The sequence below is a fragment of the Saprospiraceae bacterium genome (assembly GCA_016713025.1).
GTDB lineage: Bacteria > Bacteroidota > Bacteroidia > Chitinophagales > Saprospiraceae > OLB9.
In genome coordinates, this window is the sequence record JADJPZ010000004.1 from 2566370 (window position 1) to 2586041 (window position 19672).

Consider the following 19672-nt stretch of genomic DNA (forward strand, 5'->3'; position numbering starts at 1 on the left):
TATTTTTTACAATTATTGTAATTCATGTTAAAGTGTTAAAAATAGCAATTTTTGCATCCGGTGGAGGGAGTAATGCAAAAAAAATCATAGAGTATTTTAAGAACCACCACGTAATCAGTGTTGAGCTGATTGTGACCAATAACACAACTTCTGGTGTCATCAGTATTGCTGAAAAAAATAATATTCCAGTTTTGGTAATCAAAAAATCCGATTTAAGTGATGTTGATATTCTTTTTGAGAAGCTCCAGGTTTTTCAAATCAAGTACATTATACTGGCAGGTTTTCTGTTATTGATTCCCAAAATACTTATTGTATCTTTTCCGGGAAGAATTTTGAATATACATCCATCACTATTGCCTAAATATGGCGGTAAAGGAATGTATGGGCATCATGTACATGAAAAAGTCAAATCCAACCGAGAGAACGAAACTGGAATGACTGTGCACCTTGTGAACGAAAAGTTTGATGACGGAAAGATATTATTTCAGGAAAAATGTAACATAACCCCCGAAATGACATCTGAAGAGATAGCGACTGAAGTGCTGAAATTGGAACATAAAAATTACAGCAGAATTATTGAAGATTATATCATCAAGCATGAATCCTAAGCCTACAGAATAATATTCTGTATATTATTATTTAACTTGTGTTAATTATTGTTAATTACTGTTAAATGGGTATGATTTAGCATTTTATACTGTAATTTTGTGCCGTACTTATATAACAAGAATTTAAATCAGACTACTTTTTCAAAACATTAAAATTAAATAAAATGGGAATTATTAAAAATTATCAATCTAAAGGCAGCTGTAAAGTAACTTTTTCGCATCCGGTAAGTGCAGTTGCGGGAGCTAAGTCAGTACATGTTTTAGGTGACTTCAATAACTGGGACATAAACATTGCCGCAAAAATGAAGAAAGGTAAAGATGAGTTCAGCACAGTCATTGAGATAAATGCGGGCAAAACGTATGAATTCAGATACCTTATTGACAGTACTGAATGGGATAATGATTTTGCGGCTGACGGTTATGTACCATCTCCTTATGCAGGCATCAACAATAGTATAGTTATACTAGATCATGTCTTAAAAACAGCCGAACCTAAACCTAAATCTGCTAAACCTGCTGGAACAAAATCTGCAAAAACTGTAGCATCTGCACCTAAGGCTGTAAAAGTTGAAGAAAAGAAAGCTGCAAAACCTGCACCGGCAAAAGCAAAGCTGGAAACGCCTACAAAACCAGTAGCAGATAAAAAAGTAAAACCCGCCGTAAATGTTGCAAAAGATGACCTTAAAAAAATTGAAGGTATTGGTCCTAAAATCGCTGAAATTCTTAGTGGTAAAGGAATAGTAACCTTCTCCGATCTTGCAAAAACTAAGGCTGAAAATATTAAAAAAATACTTGAAGTAGCAGGACCTAAATTTAATGTTCATGAACCGTCTACATGGCCGGCACAAGCGGCGTTAGCGGCTAAAGGGAAATGGGATGAGTTGAAAAAACTTCAGGATGAGCTAAATGCAGGCAAGTCTAAAAAGTAATACTGTATAAATTACTCAAATTTGATTCCACATTCTGACTCATCGGAATGTGGATTTTTTTTTTGGAATAATCATTATTATTTTGAATTTCTGCTGGCTTAGGTATGTTTAAATTTTTATAGTTGAGCTAAAGCGAGGAAATTATTTTTGAACAAGATGACTGAATGGTCTAGTCTGGAACACATTATTGAGTAAAATAATTTACTCAATAATGTATTGCACTGAGTGTAGCCAAAGCGCTGGAATGAGTTAAGTCGAAGTATGAAGGGTTGATCGGGAGAGTAACATCCCGTAAGCTCAAGCATAGCATGACGCAGTATGGCGACAAGTATAACGCTGGTTAAAATTAAATTTGCCGCCTGGAGCCAAAGGATAAAAGTTTATACATACCTTACAACATCATAGTTTGATTTTTCAAATCATACATTTGTCAAGTACTAAAAGGGGAGTGTAAGAAAGATTGTGTAAACTAGTATCAAGGAGTTAGGCTTCCATCTGTGGGGGGTACCCCCCACAGATGGAAAATTTTTTAATATGTTTGTGCGACCAAGTACAGACACATTTTTTAACCTAACAAATTTAATAGTTATGCAAAGTAACAAATTTAATCTTAATCTCTCTGAATTTCTTCAGGATGTCAAGTCTCTTAATGATTTTGACAATGTTATGAATGGCCTTTACAAAGATGGCATTCAAGAACTTTTAAAAGCTGAACTAAGTCATCATTTAGGCTATTCAAAACACTCGCCCGATGGGATTAATTCAGGTAATTCCCGGAATGGGTCTTATAAGAAAAAGATACGCACTACACAAGGACAGGTAGAGTTGGATATTCCACGGGATCGTAACGGTGAATTTGAGCCTATCATTGTTCCCAAGGGCCAAACTACCACTGAGAAAGTAGAATCTGTCATTACATCTCTTTACAGCAGAGGTATGAGCACCGATGACATAACAGCTCAAATTCAGGAAATTTATGGCTTAGACGTTTCTAAAACCTTTGTTTCAGATATTACAAACAAAATGATTCCGGCTATCCAGGAATGGCAAAACAGACCTTTGGATAATACTTATTACATCGTTTGGATGGATTGTATTTGTTTTAAAATCCGGCAGGATAATAAAATCATCAACAAGAGTATTTATATCGTTATAGGACTGAAAACCAATGGGATCAAAGAAGTTTTGGGCATCTGGATGAGCGCCAACGAGTCTGCCGCGTTTTGGCTTTCTGTCTTAAATGAGCTCAAAGACAGGGGCGTTAAAAGATGCTCATTGCATGCACTGACAATCTTACAGGATTCACTCAGGCCATTCAAACTGCTTTCCCCGATACCGTATCCCAGCTTTGTATCGTTCATCAAATCAGAAACTCTATGAAGTTTGTCCCATGGAAAGATAGAAGGGCCTTCCTGGCTGATTTAAAAACTGTTTATGCCGCTTTAAATATGGAAACTGCTCTCATTGCTTTTGAAGCTTTTAAAGCAAAATGGGGGTCTAAATATGCCTATGCCATTAAAAGTTGGGAAGCAAACTGGTCAAATCTATCTCCCATGTTTCAGTATCCTACTAACATTCGTAAAATTATGTATACCACTAATACCATTGAAGGCCTCAACAGAGCCATCAGAAAATTTACCAAAACCAAAACACTTTTTCCAAATGATCAGGCAGCCTTGAAATCTGTATATCTTGCTATTCAGCAAATTCAAGTTAAATGGACAATGCCAATTCATAACTGGCATATTACTCATAATGAAATTTTAATTATCTTTGAGGATAATTTGATTCAGCCATAATTCTTTGAAGTTTTGTTTACACAAAATATTTTACAGCCTCACTAAAAGTGTGGATTTCTTAGCATTCAGCTACATATCACTATGTATGTAGGTTGAAGATTCTTAAAAAAATATCCATATCGCACATACCTATCTCCCCAGGTAAGAATAATACCTTCATCTCATATACCCGCTGAATTTACTCCTTAGAACTCGGGGAGTATGGGACTTAATTTTGTTTGGCAAACTCGTCCATTCTAAGTAAGCCTTATTTTCAGTTTATTCACTTCTTTAATAGTTTTTTTTTTATGGCGTTCATCAGTCGCTATGCTCGAGTCTGTCCGTCAGACCGAGACTTTGCCGCCAGCTTCTTTCCGACCTGCCGCCGACTATGAACGGTTCGAAGTCACCCATGGCTTGCCTCGCCATGCCAGAACGCTCTTGCTCTTGGCTAGTGGGTTACTTACTACTGAGCCCACAGAACTTGTGAAGCTATGCGTCAGAACTTACACATCCAAGTTATACTCCATGCTGGTCACACCAATAAAAAGGGGCTGTCTATTAAAGACAGCCCCTTTTTAGGATTGCGTTATATTCAATACTAATTAAAACCCACTGTTTTTATTACCTATAAATTTAGATGTGGATTTGACACCTTTTGAAGGAACATAACCTTCAGGTCTTGCCATTTCACTATCAGTAGGTTGACAAACTCTTATTTCTACTCTTCTATTCATATAGTGTTCTACTTCTCTTCTTGAAGAACCAACCATAGGAGTTTCTTCACCTCCATACATCAGCTTTATTCTGTTTCTGTCTAATCCATATTGTGAAACTAAATAATTCACAACATTTTCAGCCCTATTGTAAGATAGACTGCTGTTATAATTATTTGATGATCTAACATCTGTATGTCCTTGAACCGTGACACATACATCCGGACACATTTTCATTACTGTAGCAACATGATGAAGATGTCCATAAAATTCAGGTTTAATATTTGCTTTGTCAAGATCAAAATGTATCATCGGTAAAAACCATTTTCCACAATCATCACTTTTCATGGCACCGGCTTTGGCGTTTATCGCTTTATTTACATCATCCATTGTAATGCAACACTTTACATCTGCCACACCTTCTTTACTTACTACATATCCCGGAGGAGAGAATGGTTCTTTATCTTTATAATCAGCAATACCATCACCGTCACTATCCAATGCTATGCCTCTAGTATCCACTGCGGCTCCTGCAGGTGTGTCTACTTCTTTGTCCAGCATATCAATAACCCCGTCACCATCAGTATCGGTAAGGTCAAATACTGGTCTTTGTTTGAGAGAAGCTATATCGTTCATTTGAGCATCCAATGGATTTAACCAGTATAATGGCTCAGTGACTTTGTTGAAGTTACCTAAGTTGATACCTAAACGTAGATTGGTATAATGTGATATATCATTGTTATTTGTTTGATCACCTGATGTTCTGAATCTGATACCATCAAGCATGTCATTGTCAGCAGTCATTACCTGATGTTCAATACCAAGATTGATTCTTTGGCTTAGTTTTCTTGAAACACCCATAGATGCAGTAAATACTAAGTGTATATTAGTTTCATCTCCAAGTCTGAAAATACCCACTTTTTTCCAGCTTTCAGTTTCATAGGTTCCATCATATTTTGCATCAATCGCAGCCTTGATGTCTTTTCTACCTGCTTTGGTGTTTAAATCTCCAGCATTTTGTATTGATGCTAATCCGCTGTATGCTGCAGAACCATTTTTTAAATCCAGCATTGTTTTATGCGAACTTAATCCTCCCCCTACAGCCGCATACCAGTTCCATTTGTTTCTGTCCTTGTGAAAGAGTAAATTTCCAATATTCACTACTCCTTGTAAAGCCAGATAGCCATAAGAAGTTTTGTGTGCAGGAAACCATCCATCTTGGGTTCTGTAATCGTTAAATACAGGTTCAACTAAACCACCGCCTTTGCTTGAGTGTGTCCACATTTGAGGGTCTAAACCTTTGGCCTGACCATACATAAAATCAGCCCTGACAGAAAATACATAATGAATGGCCTTTCTCAGGTGCACACCAAAACCATAACCGGCAGGTAGCCTTCTGTCTACGTCTCCATCTATGAGATAGTGACCAGCGTGTATACCCAGTTCCCAGGCGTTTTTAGGCTTTGCGGAGTATGCTGTTTGACCCATTCTCCAGTTTTTGTTCTGCTCAGCGTTAACAGTCATTTCATCAGTTACCTTAGAAGCTGTTTCTTGGGCAAAAGTTGAAATTGTTGAGACTATCATTACTATAAGTAATGTAAAAATTTTGTTTGTCATAGGAAAATAATTTAAGAGTTTAGTTTATCAAGATACAAATGTACAAATAATTTTAATTTTTCAAAATAATATAAACCAAAACTTTATGGCAATTTTTATACTTTTAAAGTAAAAAATAAGATATTTTATTGGTTTCAATATATAATTGTTTCTATTGTTGTGACTTGCAGAAATTAATCAAAATAAATTATCAAAACATATCATATAGTATTTAATAAAAATATGATTTTTATTCTTTTGACTTTTTAGGGGCAGGAAATTACTTAACAAAATAATATCTAATTTTGTTTAGACTTTGTCCATTTTTATTTGTCACATCTTTTTATTAAAAAAAATTGGATTCATTTAATAAATATTGGATATTTTAGTGAACAGAAAATATTTTGAAAATAATTTATAACACAATATATTGTGAATTAAATAATTATGATTATAAATTTTAGCATTCAATTTTCAGTTTAGCATAATAATAAAATGTGACTATTATAAATTTGAGTCATTAAAAAATTTTAATAGTTGACTCCAAATGCAAATAATAATTTAGAGTATGCTTAAACTTTTATCATTTGGCTCCAAGCTACAAATTTAAACATACCTTAAGCCAAAGTTATACATTCAAACATAACTTGGGTGTTTGAGGAGAAGTAAAATTGATTTCGACACCTTCCTTCACGTATAATATTTATAGATATTCTTATACAATATTACAATTGTTTGAATTTCGATTTTCTTTCGGTACACGTCAAAATCTTCCAAATATATTTATTATTTCCAAATTTGAGTTGATTCAGAATAAAAATATTTATTTGTTGTATATCAATAGATTATGGTTCCAACATTCGCTGATTTGAGATAGATTTACGAAGCCATATGGGACACTTTATCAAAATGATCTTTTTACAATTGACTATTATTTAAACCTAAATGACAGAATAAAGGTTTGTGTTGAAGTTCTATCTGCAGTGGTAAAGTAAAATCAGTATTTTTGCATATGGAGACATCGATAAATATCAATTGGGTCGAAAGAATGAATGAGTTGGGACGGGAAAGAGTTCCTTTTCTTTTCATTCTTGATTATGAATTAAAATCTCCTCTGATTTATACTTTGGACAGTGTACCTTTCAATATACTTTTCAAATTGAATCAAATTAAAAATTATACTTTGTCAGGTACTATTTCAAAGAATTTGGAGTTTGATAAAGTACCAATTTCAGTGGATCAATATGCAGGATCTTTTAAATCCATAATGGAGGAACTGAATTATGGTAATACATTTTTAATCAACCTGACTTTTCCGACTGAAATAATGACAAACTACAATCTTCGCGAGTTATTTAATGTGTCTCATGCAAAATATAAATTATATTTCAAAGATGAGTTTATAGTATCGTCACCGGAATCATTTATACAGATTGTCGAAAATAAAATCAAAACTTTTCCTATGAAAGGTACTATTGATGCCAGTATTAAAAATGCCAGAAATATTATTATGAACGACCCTAAAGAAACAGCCGAACACTACACAATTGTTGATCTCCTCAGAAATGACCTGAGTAAGGTGGCTGATAATGTAACAGTTGAAAGATTTAGATACATTGAAGAAGTTCATACTTCCAGTAAGACTTTATATCAGGTGAGTTCTGAAATTACTGGTCAATTAGGCCCTGATTATCCTTGTAGATTGGGTGATATATTTAGGGATATTCTCCCTGCAGGTAGTATAAGTGGAGCGCCAAAAAAGAAAACGGTTGAAATAATTGAACAAAATGAAATTTGCCCACGAGGGTTTTACACTGGTATTTTTGGAATATTTGATGGTGTAAATGTAGATTCCGGCGTGATGATTCGTTATATCGAAAGTGTAAGGGATAAAATGTATTACAGAAGCGGATGTGGAATTACTCATCAAAGTGACATGCAATCAGAATATAATGAAATGAATGAAAAAGTTTATGTCCCTGTTAGTAGAAACAATTAAGTTGGACCATGGCTGTTTTATCAATGCCGACCTTCATGAACACAGGTTAAATCTTGCAAGGAAGTTTTTGTTTGGAATACTCAAGCCATTAAGTCTGGTGGGCTACCTCAGATCATTGGATGTTCCTGTTGATGGGCATTACAAATGCAGAATTATTTATGCTGAAGACATCGTTGATTATCAGATTTCTCCAAGCATAATAAGGACAATATCTACGCTCAGATTGGTGACAAATAACGATATTGTATACTCATTCAAATTTTTGAAGAGGGTTGATTTGGACGCATTATTTCTGGAAAAAGGAAATGCTGACGAAATTTTGGTGTGTAGAAATGGACTTATTACGGATGCATATTATTATAATGTTGTTTTTCAGAAAGGTGATGACTATTTCACCCCTTCATCTCCTTTGCTGGAAGGGATTCAGAGACAGTTTTTATTAAACACACAAAGGATCTCGAAAAAAAATATTAAAGCCGGTGACATTTATAAGTATGATTATATTCATTTAATCAATGCTCTGACACCTCTTCATGCTATCAAAATTTCTGTTGATCATATTATCATATAACTTCAAAGCGGAATGATATTAAATTACTAATTACTAGAAATGAAGTACCAGGTAATCAAAAGTTCTTTGTTAATATTGAAAGGATTAAGTAAGTATTTTCCTATGCTTTTTGAATTCCTACAGCCTGTATTCAAATTTATGGTGAAAAATCTGGTAGGCTATCGCAAGTGTGTAATAAAGGACAATCTTAAAAACAGCTTTTGTGAAGTTTATACGGAAGACGATAGAAATCAAATTGTTGATAAGTATTACAGTGTTATGTTTAGGTATATTAAAGAAACTATCATGATGCTTTCATTTGACCAAAAGATGCTAAGTAACTATTCAGGACTTAAGGTCAAATTTTCATATGTGAATAGTGTGATTAATGACTGAAAAACATCGCAAGATTGTTTTTTCATTGTTGAGATTGCAGACATGATAGTTGCATAACATTGTGCGCCATTTAGTGATCTAAAACATCCGGATACTTTTGCTTTATCTTACAATGTCTTAAATCTCTCTCAGCTTGGTTGTTTGTAAATGGAATCATTGGATTAAACGCAAATTCCAGTACTTGGTGCATATATTCTTCTAGCCTTAGGATTAAATTTAGTCCTTTTGATTTTTTCATCCGACCTCTTTTACCTGATCTTTTAGGTTCGGGCTCTTCTAATTTCCCTTCATTTAGTATAGTTTTATATCTCTGGAATATTTGTTGCTTTATCGACTGATTGTGATGATGGTCTTGGTGTAATAATTCATAGTAAAGTTCCTTAAATTTGTGAGCCCATCGTGATTGGTAATCAACTAATGAATCTAATTCTCTTGTTATGTGTGCTCCACACGGATTGTGTTTTGATGAACTTAGGCCAAAATAGCTCTTAAAAAAATCATGTATTAGGTTCCCTCTATATTTTTCAATCACTTCATCAAATGACTGACTTCCTCTTTGCGTGCACTCTCAAATAGGTATATTTATCTGTGCTCAATACATGCATCCAATGCAATAAAACATCTACTATTATGCCAGTCTCGTCCGCGTGCAATACGGATGATTTAAGTAAGGCTTGTTTAATTTCTTCTTCAAAGTCCTTTAAGTATGTCGAACCTTTTGTGATGAAATTAACACACTACCTTTAGATATCGGCAGACCAAATAAATCGTTTGTTAAATTTGCTACCTTCTCATAAGGAACTTTATACTCTACATTTAACATCGTACAAAATGCTTTGATCGCAGGGCCATATTGGGTCTCACTCTTTATATGCATCGGGTAGTTACCAATATTGGTTTGCTTGCAACAAGGACAGACTTTGATATGGCGCTGATGTTCTGTTATTATATGCCTTATCTCTATATCGTATTCCTGTCTTGTGTCAAAGATCTCAGAGCAAACATTTTGGAGGGTTTGACCGCATAACATTCATCAGGAACATGCGTCTTAACATAGTCAACAAAATCACTTTTGTGTAAGGTACTACCAGTGTGATTATCTTGTCCGCCTATTTTACCACCTTTCTTCCTTTGCTTTGAAGCCTTTATCTGTACGGGATCTTTGGATGGTGCCACATGACTATTGGTACTATTTAAGTTTAATCTATTCTCTAAACTTTTGATCTTCTCATCACGCAATGCTAACTCTTTCTCAAGATAAGCAACTCGCAATTGAAGCCGCTCCAATTCTTTTAATATGTCCTCTAAGGTTGCGATAACTTTGAATTTTATAGTGAAATTCTTTGTTATCATTCTCAAGTGAAGCACAAATATACATATTTCTATTTATTACATATGATTTTTTATACTTTTTACACCTGAATAGTTACGATGCTAAAATCAAAAATAATTTATCATGACCAAGATCGTTGGGAAGGATATTTCCTAAATCAAAGGAGTGTAATTGTGACTGCATCTCATTACGGAAACTGGGAGGTTAATTTGGTTGCTTTTCCGGCATTGACACGGATGAAAGTTGTGGCATTTTACAAGCCAATGTCAGGTTCTGATGTAGATAAAATAATGTTTGATGCCAGATCAAAATTTGGATTGCTCCTTTATCCGATCCAACTTACTGCCAGAGTCATGCAAGAATTAAAAATGGAAAAAGTCTTATATATTTTTTTGGGAGATCAATCACCATTAAATATGAATGGAGTCTATTGGAATTCCTTCTTGAATCAGTGTACCCCATGGTTGACAGGGGCAGAAAAACTGGCAAAAAAATACAATTATCCAGTGGTATATCTCTCTCAAAAGCCAATTATCGCAAGTGATGTATGGTATGAGTTGGAATTTCACCTTATATCCGACCATTCTGCCGACACCGAAGTAGGAGAGATTACTGAAAAATATTCAAGAATACTTGAAGCAGAAATTAAACAAAATCCTGAATATTGGCTTTGGTCACACAATCGATGGAAAAGAGCAGACCATAAATATTTGGCTGGTAACTCATCATTTGACTGAAAGTCAAAAAAATAAGGTGTATCCCATATTTGACTAAAATTGTTTAAACAGCCCTCTACCCTCATTCCTGAAGAGCTTGTCAAGCTACGCTTGAGACGTCCCACCCTTTAACTCTTAACTACCAGGATAATCCACTAAATTGGAAACTTAAAAATATAATATAGTGCAATTTTGGGATACACCCAAAATTACAAAATAGGACAGAATATTATTAATGTATCCTTAATTATGTTCAGAAAGGTTCTCCTGCGATGACTCCCAAATTATTAATATTGGTAGTTTCAGGTTAAGGCCGTCGATTTTTACTAAAGGCATTAGCTTTTCCTTAATTCCTGTCCTATAGTCAAAGTGTCAGAAAACAACATAATCCTGAGATTTATATTCCTGTTGATATTCTCTATGGAATCATTTATTAGCTTTACGATGACTTCGGCTTTGGATGGATTGATGATTTTTTCCATTTTCACTGCTACTTCCATTTCCTTTGTTGTGAGCTGGACATTTTCTGATTTTGTCATCATTCTAAATAAATATTGCCTGAAAAAGTGGAGACCATATTCAAAAAAATTCTTCTGTTCGTCTTTATCCATTTCAGAAATACCTTTTATCCATTCATTGATTTCTATGGCATCAGACTTATATGCCACACGTAGCCAGGAAATAAGCATTTCAGAATAATCCGTAGCTTCATTTTTTGCGATATTCATAGCAGCATTGATATTGCCATCTGCAAGATTGGCAAATTGTAGTGCCTGGTCCTGCTGAATTCCATATTTCTCCACCAGAAATTTGCTTATTTCATAGTTTTCATATGCTGGAATTTTAACCAATTGGCATCGACTCAAGATAGTTTGAAGTATCATGTCCTGATTTTCTGCAACTAAAATGATAAAGGTATTGTCTGTAGGTTCTTCAATGAGTTTCAAAAGTCTGTTACCTTCGTTGTGGAGGTACTCCGGCAACCACATGATCAGAATCTTATTGTCAGATTCAAAGGACATCATATTCAGTTTATGCATGATATCATTACATTCTTTGACATTGATATTGGGAAGGTTGTTGTCTGCATCAATATGTTGCAACCAATCGCTTGTATTCATATCAGGATTGGCTTTCAGAATCTCTCTCCACTTAGGAAGGAAGTCATCACTTGTTGTATCTGAGCGTTTTTTATCGCCGGATTTTACCACAGGGAAAGAAAAGTGAATGTCCGGATGGATAAATTTATGTGATTTAATACAATTTGAACATACACCACAACTATCTCCATCAACTCTCTCCTGGCATTGGATATATGATGCATATGCCAGCGCAATAGGTAGTGATCCAAATCCCTCCCTACTTAAAAATAACTGTGCGTGAGGAATTCTGCCATTATCGACTGCCTTGATTAAGCTTTTTTTGACCGATTCTTTCCCAGCAATTTCTTTGAAATACACTTAATTCAATATTTATTGTCAAATAATCCTCAATTATTACAAACAGAAAATTGATTGCTAAAATTTAAAATCATAATTATTTACTTTACAATACATTATGATATAAATTTTGTGCAGATTATTTTCTGTTCACTATAAATCTGATTTGAAGGTCAAAAATACAATAATAACATCATTTTTTGACACTTTTGCCATTATAATGGTAAGAGTATTAATATATTTTATTTCACCAGTCATCAAGAAACAACTAATTAGAGTATGTTTAAATTTTTATTGCCTTAAAATCAATGCATTATGAACCTGACTTCAAAATAGTCGCCATATTTAGTTCACCTGCCCGCCTATTAACATAGTTGTCGGCTTGCTAAATGTGTTGACTTTTTTATTGTCTGAACCATAATCTATTGATTTACAACTAAGAAAAATTTTAAACATACTCCTATTTCAGTTGTTAGCATTGCTGTCTTACTTCGATTTATAAAATATCAACACAAATTGCAAAGATGAAAGCTTCAGTCATCAGAAAAAGTCACTTTAATGCGGCACACAGATTGCATAACAAAAAGTGATCAGAAGAAAAAAATCAGGAAGTTTTCGGACTATGTAACAATGCAAACTATCATGGACACAATTATGATCTAGAGGTCAGATTGACAGGAGAAATAGATCCGGAAACAGGATACGTTTACGATATGAAACTCTTAGCTGACTTGATAAAAATAGAAATTGAAGAAAGATTCGATCATAAAAATCTAAATCTTGATGTTCCCGATTTTATCGACCTTATTCCGAGTGCTGAAAATATAGCAGTAGTGATTTACAATATCCTGCGCCGGAAAATTGAAACCGCATTGGATTTGTCGATCAAATTGTGGGAAACACCCAGAAATTGTGTAGAATATCCAGTAAAAATATAAAAACATTCTCTTCGATTTTGGATCAGAATATATCTTACCTAAGAGCTACTCTAAGAGTTAAAATTTTTATGTTTGATCGAAAGTGAGAAAATTAAATTTTGGACAAGATGACTGAATGGTCTCGACTTTGACGAGAATTAAGTAAAATAATTACTCAATAATGCGTTGCACTGAGTGTAGCATAAGAGCTGCACTTAGCTATGTCAAAATGTGAAGGAACTGCGAGCAGCTACTCGCAACAATAACTGAATAGTCAGTCAAGGGATTTTTAAAATAAATGTCATAATCGGGACAGAAGCGTCCCGAAAGCTCAAGCATAGATTGGCACGTTACGGCTAAAAATATAACTCTGGCTAAAATTAAATTCGTCACTTGGAGTCAAATGATAAAATTTTAAACATACTCTAAAAGAAACTTTAAGCTTTTTGACGTATGTGATTGATTTAAATTTTATCCCAGTTTCATTAAAATATATGGTTTCAAACCCACCTGGCTCAATATAAACAGTAGTATGCACACCAACCCTTGATATTGATTATTATGTAGCTCACATAATTCAGAAATAGTGATGGTTAGTTTTTTCGAAACATCGTCTTTAACCATAAGCCTATCCCTGATTTCAAATACTGAAATATCAGGTTGTGTAGATTTCATGTTATTGAATTGTAACCCGTAATTCATTTGATACAGCTTTTTTGCTTTTTGCTACTGTCGCAAATGTGTCGCCAATGTTCATGTACAAGGGCTTATAATGTTTACTTGCGGACTGGACGGGTCGGCCGCAAAACATAAAGCCAATTATAATTTACTGATAATTAGTATCTTAAAATTAATGCATATCTTCATATGCACTATGGTGCCATGATGGTGCCATATAATTTACCGCAATTTACGGCTTTTTACGGACTTGAACCCTCCGTCCTGTCACTTTTTTTTCAACTATTTTTTTTCCTTTTTGTCATTTTAAAAACCCAAATAACCACAATGGGATTTTATTCCTGCTTCCGATCTCAATATCATCAACCGCTAAAAAACTATCCGGTAGTCCTGAGATTTGTTTATTAGTTTTTGAATGACCACCAACCTCAAATACGTAGGTATCATCTAGCATAAAATCACCTCTGCTGGATGTATTAACCAAATGTAATGGAGATATTGAATTTACAAAAAATGTCTCCCTAATGCTTCCTGAATTTAAATTATTTGGCTGAAGGCATGCCATTAGATTTGGATTGTGTAAAAGTACTTTTTCAGGCTTTGCTATGTAGCTGTAAGTACTTCCGCTTTCCTGCAACAAATTTAAAATCTTAGCCTGAGCTAAATATTGAAAATATAGCAGCAGTGTATTTCTGGTAATTTCTATGCTTCCGGCAAGTTTACTTACATTGGGTTGAAAAGGAACAGAGTTGGCTAATATGTTGATCAACTTCTTAATTTTAGGAATGCTAACCGGGTCCACATTTTTTATACTAACCAAATCCACTTCTAAAGTCAGATTTATAATATTCAATAACTTGATGGGATATGCACTCAGGTTTTCCAGATAAAATGGGTAGTACCCATACTGCAGGTAATTTTTGAAGTGTTTTAAAGGTTTGATTCCTTTGTTTAAAATCTCATGTGATATTTCAATATGTTGTGATATTACTTCTTTGATATTTAATATTTCCAGATTGATACCTGTTTCTATTTGCAAGTATTCTCTAAACGAAAGCCCTTCCATATCATATAGTATCACCCTTCTGCTAAGATCGGCCTGGCCTTTGTATATTTCCAATATAGAAGAACTCGTAAAAACGACATGCAAGCCGGGATATAAATCATAAATTGTCTTTAACTCACCACTCCAACTTTTACTTTTATGTATTTCATCAATGACCAGGTGCGTTCCTCCCTTACCAAAGTGGAAAGCTGCCACATCCAATAGTGAAACACCGCTGAGTTGGATATGATCCATAGTTAAATATAATACATCTTCAGAGAATCCAAAAGTTTGTTTTATGTATTGAAGTAGCAGAGTTGTTTTACCTACACCTCTTGCACCTGTTATTCCGATCATTCTGTTAGTCCAGTCAATTTGGTCCAGTAAGTCTCTTTTGAAGGAGAATTTTAAATTTTTAAGATATTGCTGGTGTATAAGTGATAAAAATTCCATAAGAAAAAATTTAATGCGCAAAGTTACAATATTGATCTATATAAAGATCATAAATGATGCATAAATGCATTTTAAATAAAACAAATTCTGTATTAATCAAAATCATTTATCGATAAAATAACTACCAAAATTGACACCTTTTTTAAGCATTCTTTGTGTGCTTTTATGAGTCATTTTTTTACTTTTTTTTTGCTCTTTTTCCAATCATTTTTTCACTCCATTTCGCCGCTAAAATTTAGTCATAAAATCATTCCATTTTTTCAAATTTTGTCCTGAATTTTCACACCCTTTTTATCGCTATTTTATTCAATATTTTAAGTGAACTGCCTCGAGTTCGGATTACCGGTCACTGCGTTCGGATTACGGTACAGTGCGTTCGGATTACGGTACAGTGCGTTCGGATTACCGGTCAATACCGTACCGTAATCCGAACTCGACACCGACCAAGAGACGGAAATGAAACGATACCATATATAAAACAATTTAAAACTATTAAAAAACTTATTAAAACATTAAAACCGCGTGCGCGAAAAAAAAAGAATCGAAAACCGAAAAAACGCAAGCGGAACGCCTCGCACCGGGGGGCGGCGCGGCCAATTTTGATTTTCGGGTATCACAAAACGAAATTATATTGAAAATTCGCTATCTAATTTCGTGCAGATAAGGCTATCTTTGGGCTTAGGTGTATTTGGTTGGTTTTGGGTTAGATCGTCTCTTAAAATGCTTAAAAATGGCTTGTTGACATTTTGCTATCCAATTTGGCCCTGATTTGACATTATCAACTCAAATTTCCATGGGAGCCTATACTTAAAAATCAAGCCGGCATCCTATTCATTTTTAGGCTGGCTTCTTCATCAAATTGACCCCGATTTTCAGCACTAAAAATCAGCTCTAAAATATTCATTTTTTGGCTTCAATTTTTGGATAAATTTTAGGGCCATTTTTTAGATGTTTATTTTATATTTTCGTGAGTAAAATCTTATCATTATTTTGTTCTTTAATTGCCTGAAAAACTATCAATCACCAAGAACTCTTTTCCAAATTTCTATTCATGGATTCCTTTGGTAATTTTCAACAACATTCTGTTTTCCTATAGTATGGAAATTATAAAGAAAGTTTTCTTTATTCTATTTTATATTCTTCCAAATGACCAATTTTTATTAAGAAGAATTTTGAATTGCTTCTATCCTACAAAATTTTACACAAGTAAATCAGATGACCTCATAGGTTTTTATTTTGTTTAGATAGGTTTTAAAAATTTTTTCATTACATATATAAATATTTTTATAGTGTAAAATACTGATTATATGTATTTAATCATATTTTAAAATCTGTGTTTTTTATTTTTATTCATAAAAAAACTTATGAGTTCTAGGTACCTCATATGTTTTGCACTACCCTACCCCTGACCTTTGCAGTGCAATCAAACATCATTTATCATGCCTGCAAACATCATCACCACCGACGATCTCAGACAGTTCAAAATAGAACTATTTGATGAACTCAAACAACTCCTGGGTCAGCGCACCGAGTCCAATTCAAGAGAGTATCTCAAATCTTCTGAAGTATCAAAACTTCTAAATATTTCCCTTTCCAAGCTTCAGCATCTGCGCATTGCAAAAGTATTGTCGTATACCAGGGTTGGCGCTACAATTTATTATAAACGTGAAGACATTCACCAGTTGCTTGAGAGTAACAAAAAGCAAGCAAAACCTAAATCTCTTTCCATTTTTCAAAAGTGATCGACATGTCCACAACATCAAAGTCTCCAGCTGTAAACTATATCCGCCACATTGATCTTTTCTTTGAAATTGCCCGATTTTCTCCAGCCATAAATTATGGCCATATTGCACTGTACATTTCACTTTTCAGATCGTGGAATCATTCCTTTTTCAGCAATCCAATGACACCAGCCAGAGATGATATCATGGCATATGCAGGTATCAAATCCAAGGAGTGCTATTATAGGATATTGAGAGAAATCTCAGAACTCGACCTGATCAGATACTATCCTTCAAAGTCAAAGTACGAAACCGGCTTATTTTGTATGTCTTCTTTAGAATTGGTAAATGAAGGCATTAAGATCATAGTTTGGTCTATTTCGCATCATCAGTCCATTTGCGTCAAGCAACTTGAAATACCATTTAGCGATGCCAAACCAACCAATGGAATCACTCGACCACACAAGTCACAACTAATCAACGGACGCGGAGTGCTCTTTGCTGAGAAGCATGTTTTACTTGAGGTGTATCAAACTCCAAATCCATCGGTCAATACCACCTACAACCCACTCACAGATCCCAAATACGCATCCCAACTTGACCACCGTATTTCCTCACATTCAAATAATAGCAATTATGCAAACCATCAGAATTCACAATCAGATGTACCGGCCTCCGTCCTTCAGGAGTACCAGTCGATCCAGAAGCTGACTACTCAATCAAACTTTAACTACGATCACTTCTCCAGGCTTCTGGATCGTATTGTGATCGATGTATTCCACATAATTTCTGCCATACTGCATGATGACCTGAGAACCGGAATCCATATACTCCAATGTCAAGGCCTGGCATGTTTTCATCCTTAACCTTTCGTTATAACCCATGAACTGCCGAACCAGCTTCATATGGCAGGTTTTACCGACACCTGTTTTCCCGGATAGGAAAAGCCCTTTTCGAAGATCGATTTCGTAATGTTTGCAGAGTGCAATATCACCTGTGAAGTAGGCATAAAGCTGCAGTCGTACTGTTTTGACGAACTAGGCGCAGAAGACGAAGTTAAACATTACGGCACCACCACCAATGTTCTTGGCCAAATCATCCTGATGCACTACGAGCTATTTATCAATCGCAAAGTGCTGTCCCACTTTACGAGCAATCTGTCTGCACCACAAATAGAAAAATGTTATGGCGAACGCGTCCGGAGGCGCCTGCGTGAGATGTGCAACTGGATAGAATACAAATCCACATCCTCGGATAAAAGAAGGTAAGTTGCATGGTTCACATTGTTTTGGGTTATGTGGTCGCTGCCCTGGCAGCGGCCACTTTTAGTGAACCACCATTAAATTGTTTCACATCATTGATTGAGTTTTGGTTAATTTTTTTTCGCATACAGAAAGGTGTGTGTCCAGAGCAGCTGCTTTAGCTCTCTACTTCAGTAGCGCTCTTATTGTAGGATACTTCTTACTGTTCAAAAAACAAGCGATAGTGAGTGAAGAATCAAAAGTGCGTCTATCGCATTTGGCACAATATCACATAAAATCCTCACAATGTGCGATAGAAAAAGCATTTTGATTTGGGAATGAACGATGCTTCGCAATCGCCTTTTTTTGAACTAGCGTTTTTGGATACTTTTTGGCAATGCAAAAAGTATCTGCCCTGCCGGCACGAGGCAAAAATCAATTGGAATACAAATCATTTAAATCATCGAAACTAATTAAAATGAAACTCAAATTTCTATTCTCAACCTTAATCTTATTCTCTTCCTTCCTTAAATTGCCAGGAAATCATCTTCCCCGGCCTAAAAGAAGATTCCCTAATCACCGAACTAAAAAGATACTACACCCCCAAAAATATCCTAAAATACGACGAAGCCAGGACCAAACTCTATACCGAAATATTCCTGGAACAAGATTCCATAGAATGTTTTTATTCCGGGTACAAAATCCCAATCACCGACAAACGCAAAGTCTTGTCTCTGACAGCTAAACTGGGCATCCAAACCGAACACTTATTTCCCAGATCTTTTGGCGCAGCATCACATCCGGCACTAGGAGATCTCCATCACCTGGTACCTACCAAAGCCAGCATCAATACACTTCGACGAAATGCCCCATTTGCAGATATTCCTGATGATCAAACCAAATACTGGATCCATAAAGACAAAGTTTTGACTACAATACCCAGAACACAAATTCACCAGTACTCTGAATCCAAATCTAATGCTTTTGAACCGATTGAATTTCAAAAGGAGACATTGCCAGGTCTATATTTTACTTTTACACTTTCTACCAATCTGAAGCTGATAAAAAGAGCAAAACCTTTTTCACTTCTATGCTCCCCGATCTCTGCCGTTGGCATCGATCGGACAAAGCAGAACTCCACAGAAATCAAACGATCCATGACCATCGCCCGCATCCAATCCAATGTAAATCCATTTGTTTTTGACCCATCACTCGTTGAACGATGTTATTGCAATACTTTTCCAGCTTTACTGGAAAAAACCTACACTGTCAATATCTATCCCAATCCTTTAAAAGGACTTTTTTACATCGATATTTAGGATTACAAAGGACTAGTCATTATGAAGATTTCTGATCAGTCAGGAAAACTCATCGAGTCACATCATTTGGTTTATTCAAGTTTGATGACATGGAGATTGGGAAAGGGGATTTGGTTAATAAATTTCTCATTTGGTACCCAAAAATTTAAAGCTTTAGAAATTTTAATAAATTAAAAAAGGCCAGGAAGTTCCGAAGCTCCCTGACCTAATAAATTTCAAGTTTTACACTTCTTTAAGC

14 protein-coding genes and 3 pseudogenes are annotated in these 19672 nt (G+C 34.9%); 11 read left to right on the top strand and 6 right to left on the bottom strand.

Annotated features, from left to right (window positions below):
• The first annotated feature begins 32 nt into the window (after nucleotides 1-32).
• The 3 genes and pseudogenes from IPK35_17210 to IPK35_17220 all read left to right on the top strand — a co-directional run bounded on the left by IPK35_17210 (nucleotide 33) and on the right by IPK35_17220 (nucleotide 3336).
• On the top strand, nucleotides 33-608 hold the full coding sequence (locus IPK35_17210; GenBank protein MBK8054956.1) for a phosphoribosylglycinamide formyltransferase: 576 nt from the start codon (nucleotides 33-35) through the stop codon (nucleotides 606-608).
• Between the two features lie 164 nt (nucleotides 609-772).
• Nucleotides 773-1081: pseudogene (locus tag IPK35_17215) on the top strand (isoamylase early set domain-containing protein).
• A gap of 1044 nt (nucleotides 1082-2125) precedes the next feature.
• A pseudogene (locus IPK35_17220) lies at nucleotides 2126-3336 on the top strand (IS256 family transposase).
• 584 nt (nucleotides 3337-3920) lie between these two features.
• Here the strand turns inward: IPK35_17220 and IPK35_17225 are convergent.
• Nucleotides 3921-5648, bottom strand: coding sequence for an OmpA family protein (locus tag IPK35_17225; protein ID MBK8054957.1), 1728 nt, complete (start codon nucleotides 5646-5648; stop codon nucleotides 3921-3923).
• Nucleotides 5649-6639: 991 nt separating this feature from the next.
• On the opposite strand from IPK35_17225, the gene IPK35_17230 reads away from it, so the two are divergent.
• From IPK35_17230 to IPK35_17240, 3 genes are read left to right on the top strand one after another with little or no spacing between them, the layout of a single operon-like run.
• A complete protein-coding gene (locus IPK35_17230; GenBank protein ID MBK8054958.1) occupies nucleotides 6640-7626 on the top strand; it encodes an aminodeoxychorismate synthase component I in 987 nt (328 codons plus the stop codon).
• Entirely contained in the window at nucleotides 7601-8197 is a 597-nt protein-coding gene (locus IPK35_17235) for an aminotransferase class IV (GenBank protein ID MBK8054959.1), read from the top strand. The genes IPK35_17230 and IPK35_17235 overlap by 26 nt, the downstream gene beginning before the upstream one ends.
• A 39-nt stretch (nucleotides 8198-8236) precedes the next feature.
• Nucleotides 8237-8572, top strand: a complete 336-nt coding sequence (locus IPK35_17240) for a hypothetical protein (protein MBK8054960.1) — start codon at nucleotides 8237-8239, stop codon at nucleotides 8570-8572.
• A 70-nt stretch (nucleotides 8573-8642) separates the two neighbouring features.
• Here IPK35_17240 and IPK35_17245 read toward each other — a convergent pair whose 3' ends face one another.
• The 3 genes from IPK35_17245 to IPK35_17255 form a co-directional block, all read right to left on the bottom strand.
• Nucleotides 8643-9104 (bottom strand): transposase, encoded by a 462-nt coding sequence (locus IPK35_17245; protein ID MBK8054961.1) that lies wholly within the window; start codon nucleotides 9102-9104, stop codon nucleotides 8643-8645.
• A 4-nt stretch (nucleotides 9105-9108) separates the two neighbouring features.
• The gene (locus tag IPK35_17250) at nucleotides 9109-9297 is read right to left on the bottom strand and encodes a transposase (GenBank protein MBK8054962.1); all 189 of its coding nucleotides are present in this window, start codon (nucleotides 9295-9297) and stop codon (nucleotides 9109-9111) included.
• Between the two features lie 235 nt (nucleotides 9298-9532).
• On the bottom strand, nucleotides 9533-9925 hold the full coding sequence (locus tag IPK35_17255; protein ID MBK8054963.1) for a hypothetical protein: 393 nt from the start codon (nucleotides 9923-9925) through the stop codon (nucleotides 9533-9535).
• Between the two features lie 78 nt (nucleotides 9926-10003).
• On the opposite strand from IPK35_17255, the gene IPK35_17260 reads away from it, so the two are divergent.
• Nucleotides 10004-10642, top strand: coding sequence for a lysophospholipid acyltransferase family protein (locus IPK35_17260; GenBank protein ID MBK8054964.1), 639 nt, complete (start codon nucleotides 10004-10006; stop codon nucleotides 10640-10642).
• Nucleotides 10643-10956: 314 nt separating this feature from the next.
• On the opposite strand, the gene IPK35_17265 is transcribed toward IPK35_17260, so the two are convergent.
• Nucleotides 10957-12081 carry a hypothetical protein gene (locus tag IPK35_17265; GenBank protein MBK8054965.1) on the bottom strand — a complete coding sequence of 375 codons (1125 nt, stop codon included), beginning with the start codon at nucleotides 12079-12081 and terminating at the stop codon, nucleotides 10957-10959.
• Nucleotides 12082-12584: 503 nt separating this feature from the next.
• Here IPK35_17265 and IPK35_17270 point away from each other — a divergent pair.
• Nucleotides 12585-12998 (top strand): annotated as a pseudogene (locus IPK35_17270) (6-carboxytetrahydropterin synthase).
• Between the two features lie 958 nt (nucleotides 12999-13956).
• Here IPK35_17270 and IPK35_17275 read toward each other — a convergent pair.
• Complete coding sequence (locus tag IPK35_17275) at nucleotides 13957-15153, bottom strand: ATP-binding protein (protein MBK8054966.1); 1197 nt, start codon at nucleotides 15151-15153, stop codon at nucleotides 13957-13959.
• A 1439-nt stretch (nucleotides 15154-16592) separates the two neighbouring features.
• Here IPK35_17275 and IPK35_17280 point away from each other — a divergent pair.
• The 3 genes from IPK35_17280 (at nucleotide 16593) to IPK35_17290 (ending at nucleotide 19434) form a co-directional block, all read left to right on the top strand.
• The gene (locus IPK35_17280; protein MBK8054967.1) at nucleotides 16593-16895 is read left to right on the top strand and encodes a helix-turn-helix domain-containing protein; all 303 of its coding nucleotides are present in this window, start codon (nucleotides 16593-16595) and stop codon (nucleotides 16893-16895) included.
• Nucleotides 16896-16900: 5 nt separating this feature from the next.
• Complete coding sequence (locus tag IPK35_17285) at nucleotides 16901-17740, top strand: hypothetical protein (protein ID MBK8054968.1); 840 nt, start codon at nucleotides 16901-16903, stop codon at nucleotides 17738-17740.
• Between the two features lie 1103 nt (nucleotides 17741-18843).
• Nucleotides 18844-19434 (top strand): endonuclease, encoded by a 591-nt coding sequence (locus IPK35_17290; GenBank protein ID MBK8054969.1) that lies wholly within the window; start codon nucleotides 18844-18846, stop codon nucleotides 19432-19434.
• Nucleotides 19435-19672 lie beyond the last annotated feature (238 nt).

Bases quoted from the DNA above. Each gene is read 5' to 3' on its own strand.
- IPK35_17225 (MBK8054957.1), bottom strand. From the start codon at position 5,648: ATGACAAACAAAATTTTTACATTACTTATAGTAATGATAGTCTCAACA.
- IPK35_17230 (MBK8054958.1), top strand. From the start codon at position 6,640: ATGGAGACATCGATAAATATCAATTGGGTCGAAAGAATGAATGAGTTG.
- IPK35_17235 (MBK8054959.1), top strand. From the start codon at position 7,601: ATGTCCCTGTTAGTAGAAACAATTAAGTTGGACCATGGCTGTTTTATC.
- IPK35_17240 (MBK8054960.1), top strand. From the start codon at position 8,237: ATGAAGTACCAGGTAATCAAAAGTTCTTTGTTAATATTGAAAGGATTA.
- IPK35_17255 (MBK8054963.1), bottom strand. From the start codon at position 9,925: ATGATAACAAAGAATTTCACTATAAAATTCAAAGTTATCGCAACCTTA.
- IPK35_17260 (MBK8054964.1), top strand. From the start codon at position 10,004: ATGCTAAAATCAAAAATAATTTATCATGACCAAGATCGTTGGGAAGGA.
- IPK35_17275 (MBK8054966.1), bottom strand. From the start codon at position 15,153: ATGGAATTTTTATCACTTATACACCAGCAATATCTTAAAAATTTAAAA.
- IPK35_17280 (MBK8054967.1), top strand. From the start codon at position 16,593: ATGCCTGCAAACATCATCACCACCGACGATCTCAGACAGTTCAAAATA.
- IPK35_17285 (MBK8054968.1), top strand. From the start codon at position 16,901: ATGTCCACAACATCAAAGTCTCCAGCTGTAAACTATATCCGCCACATT.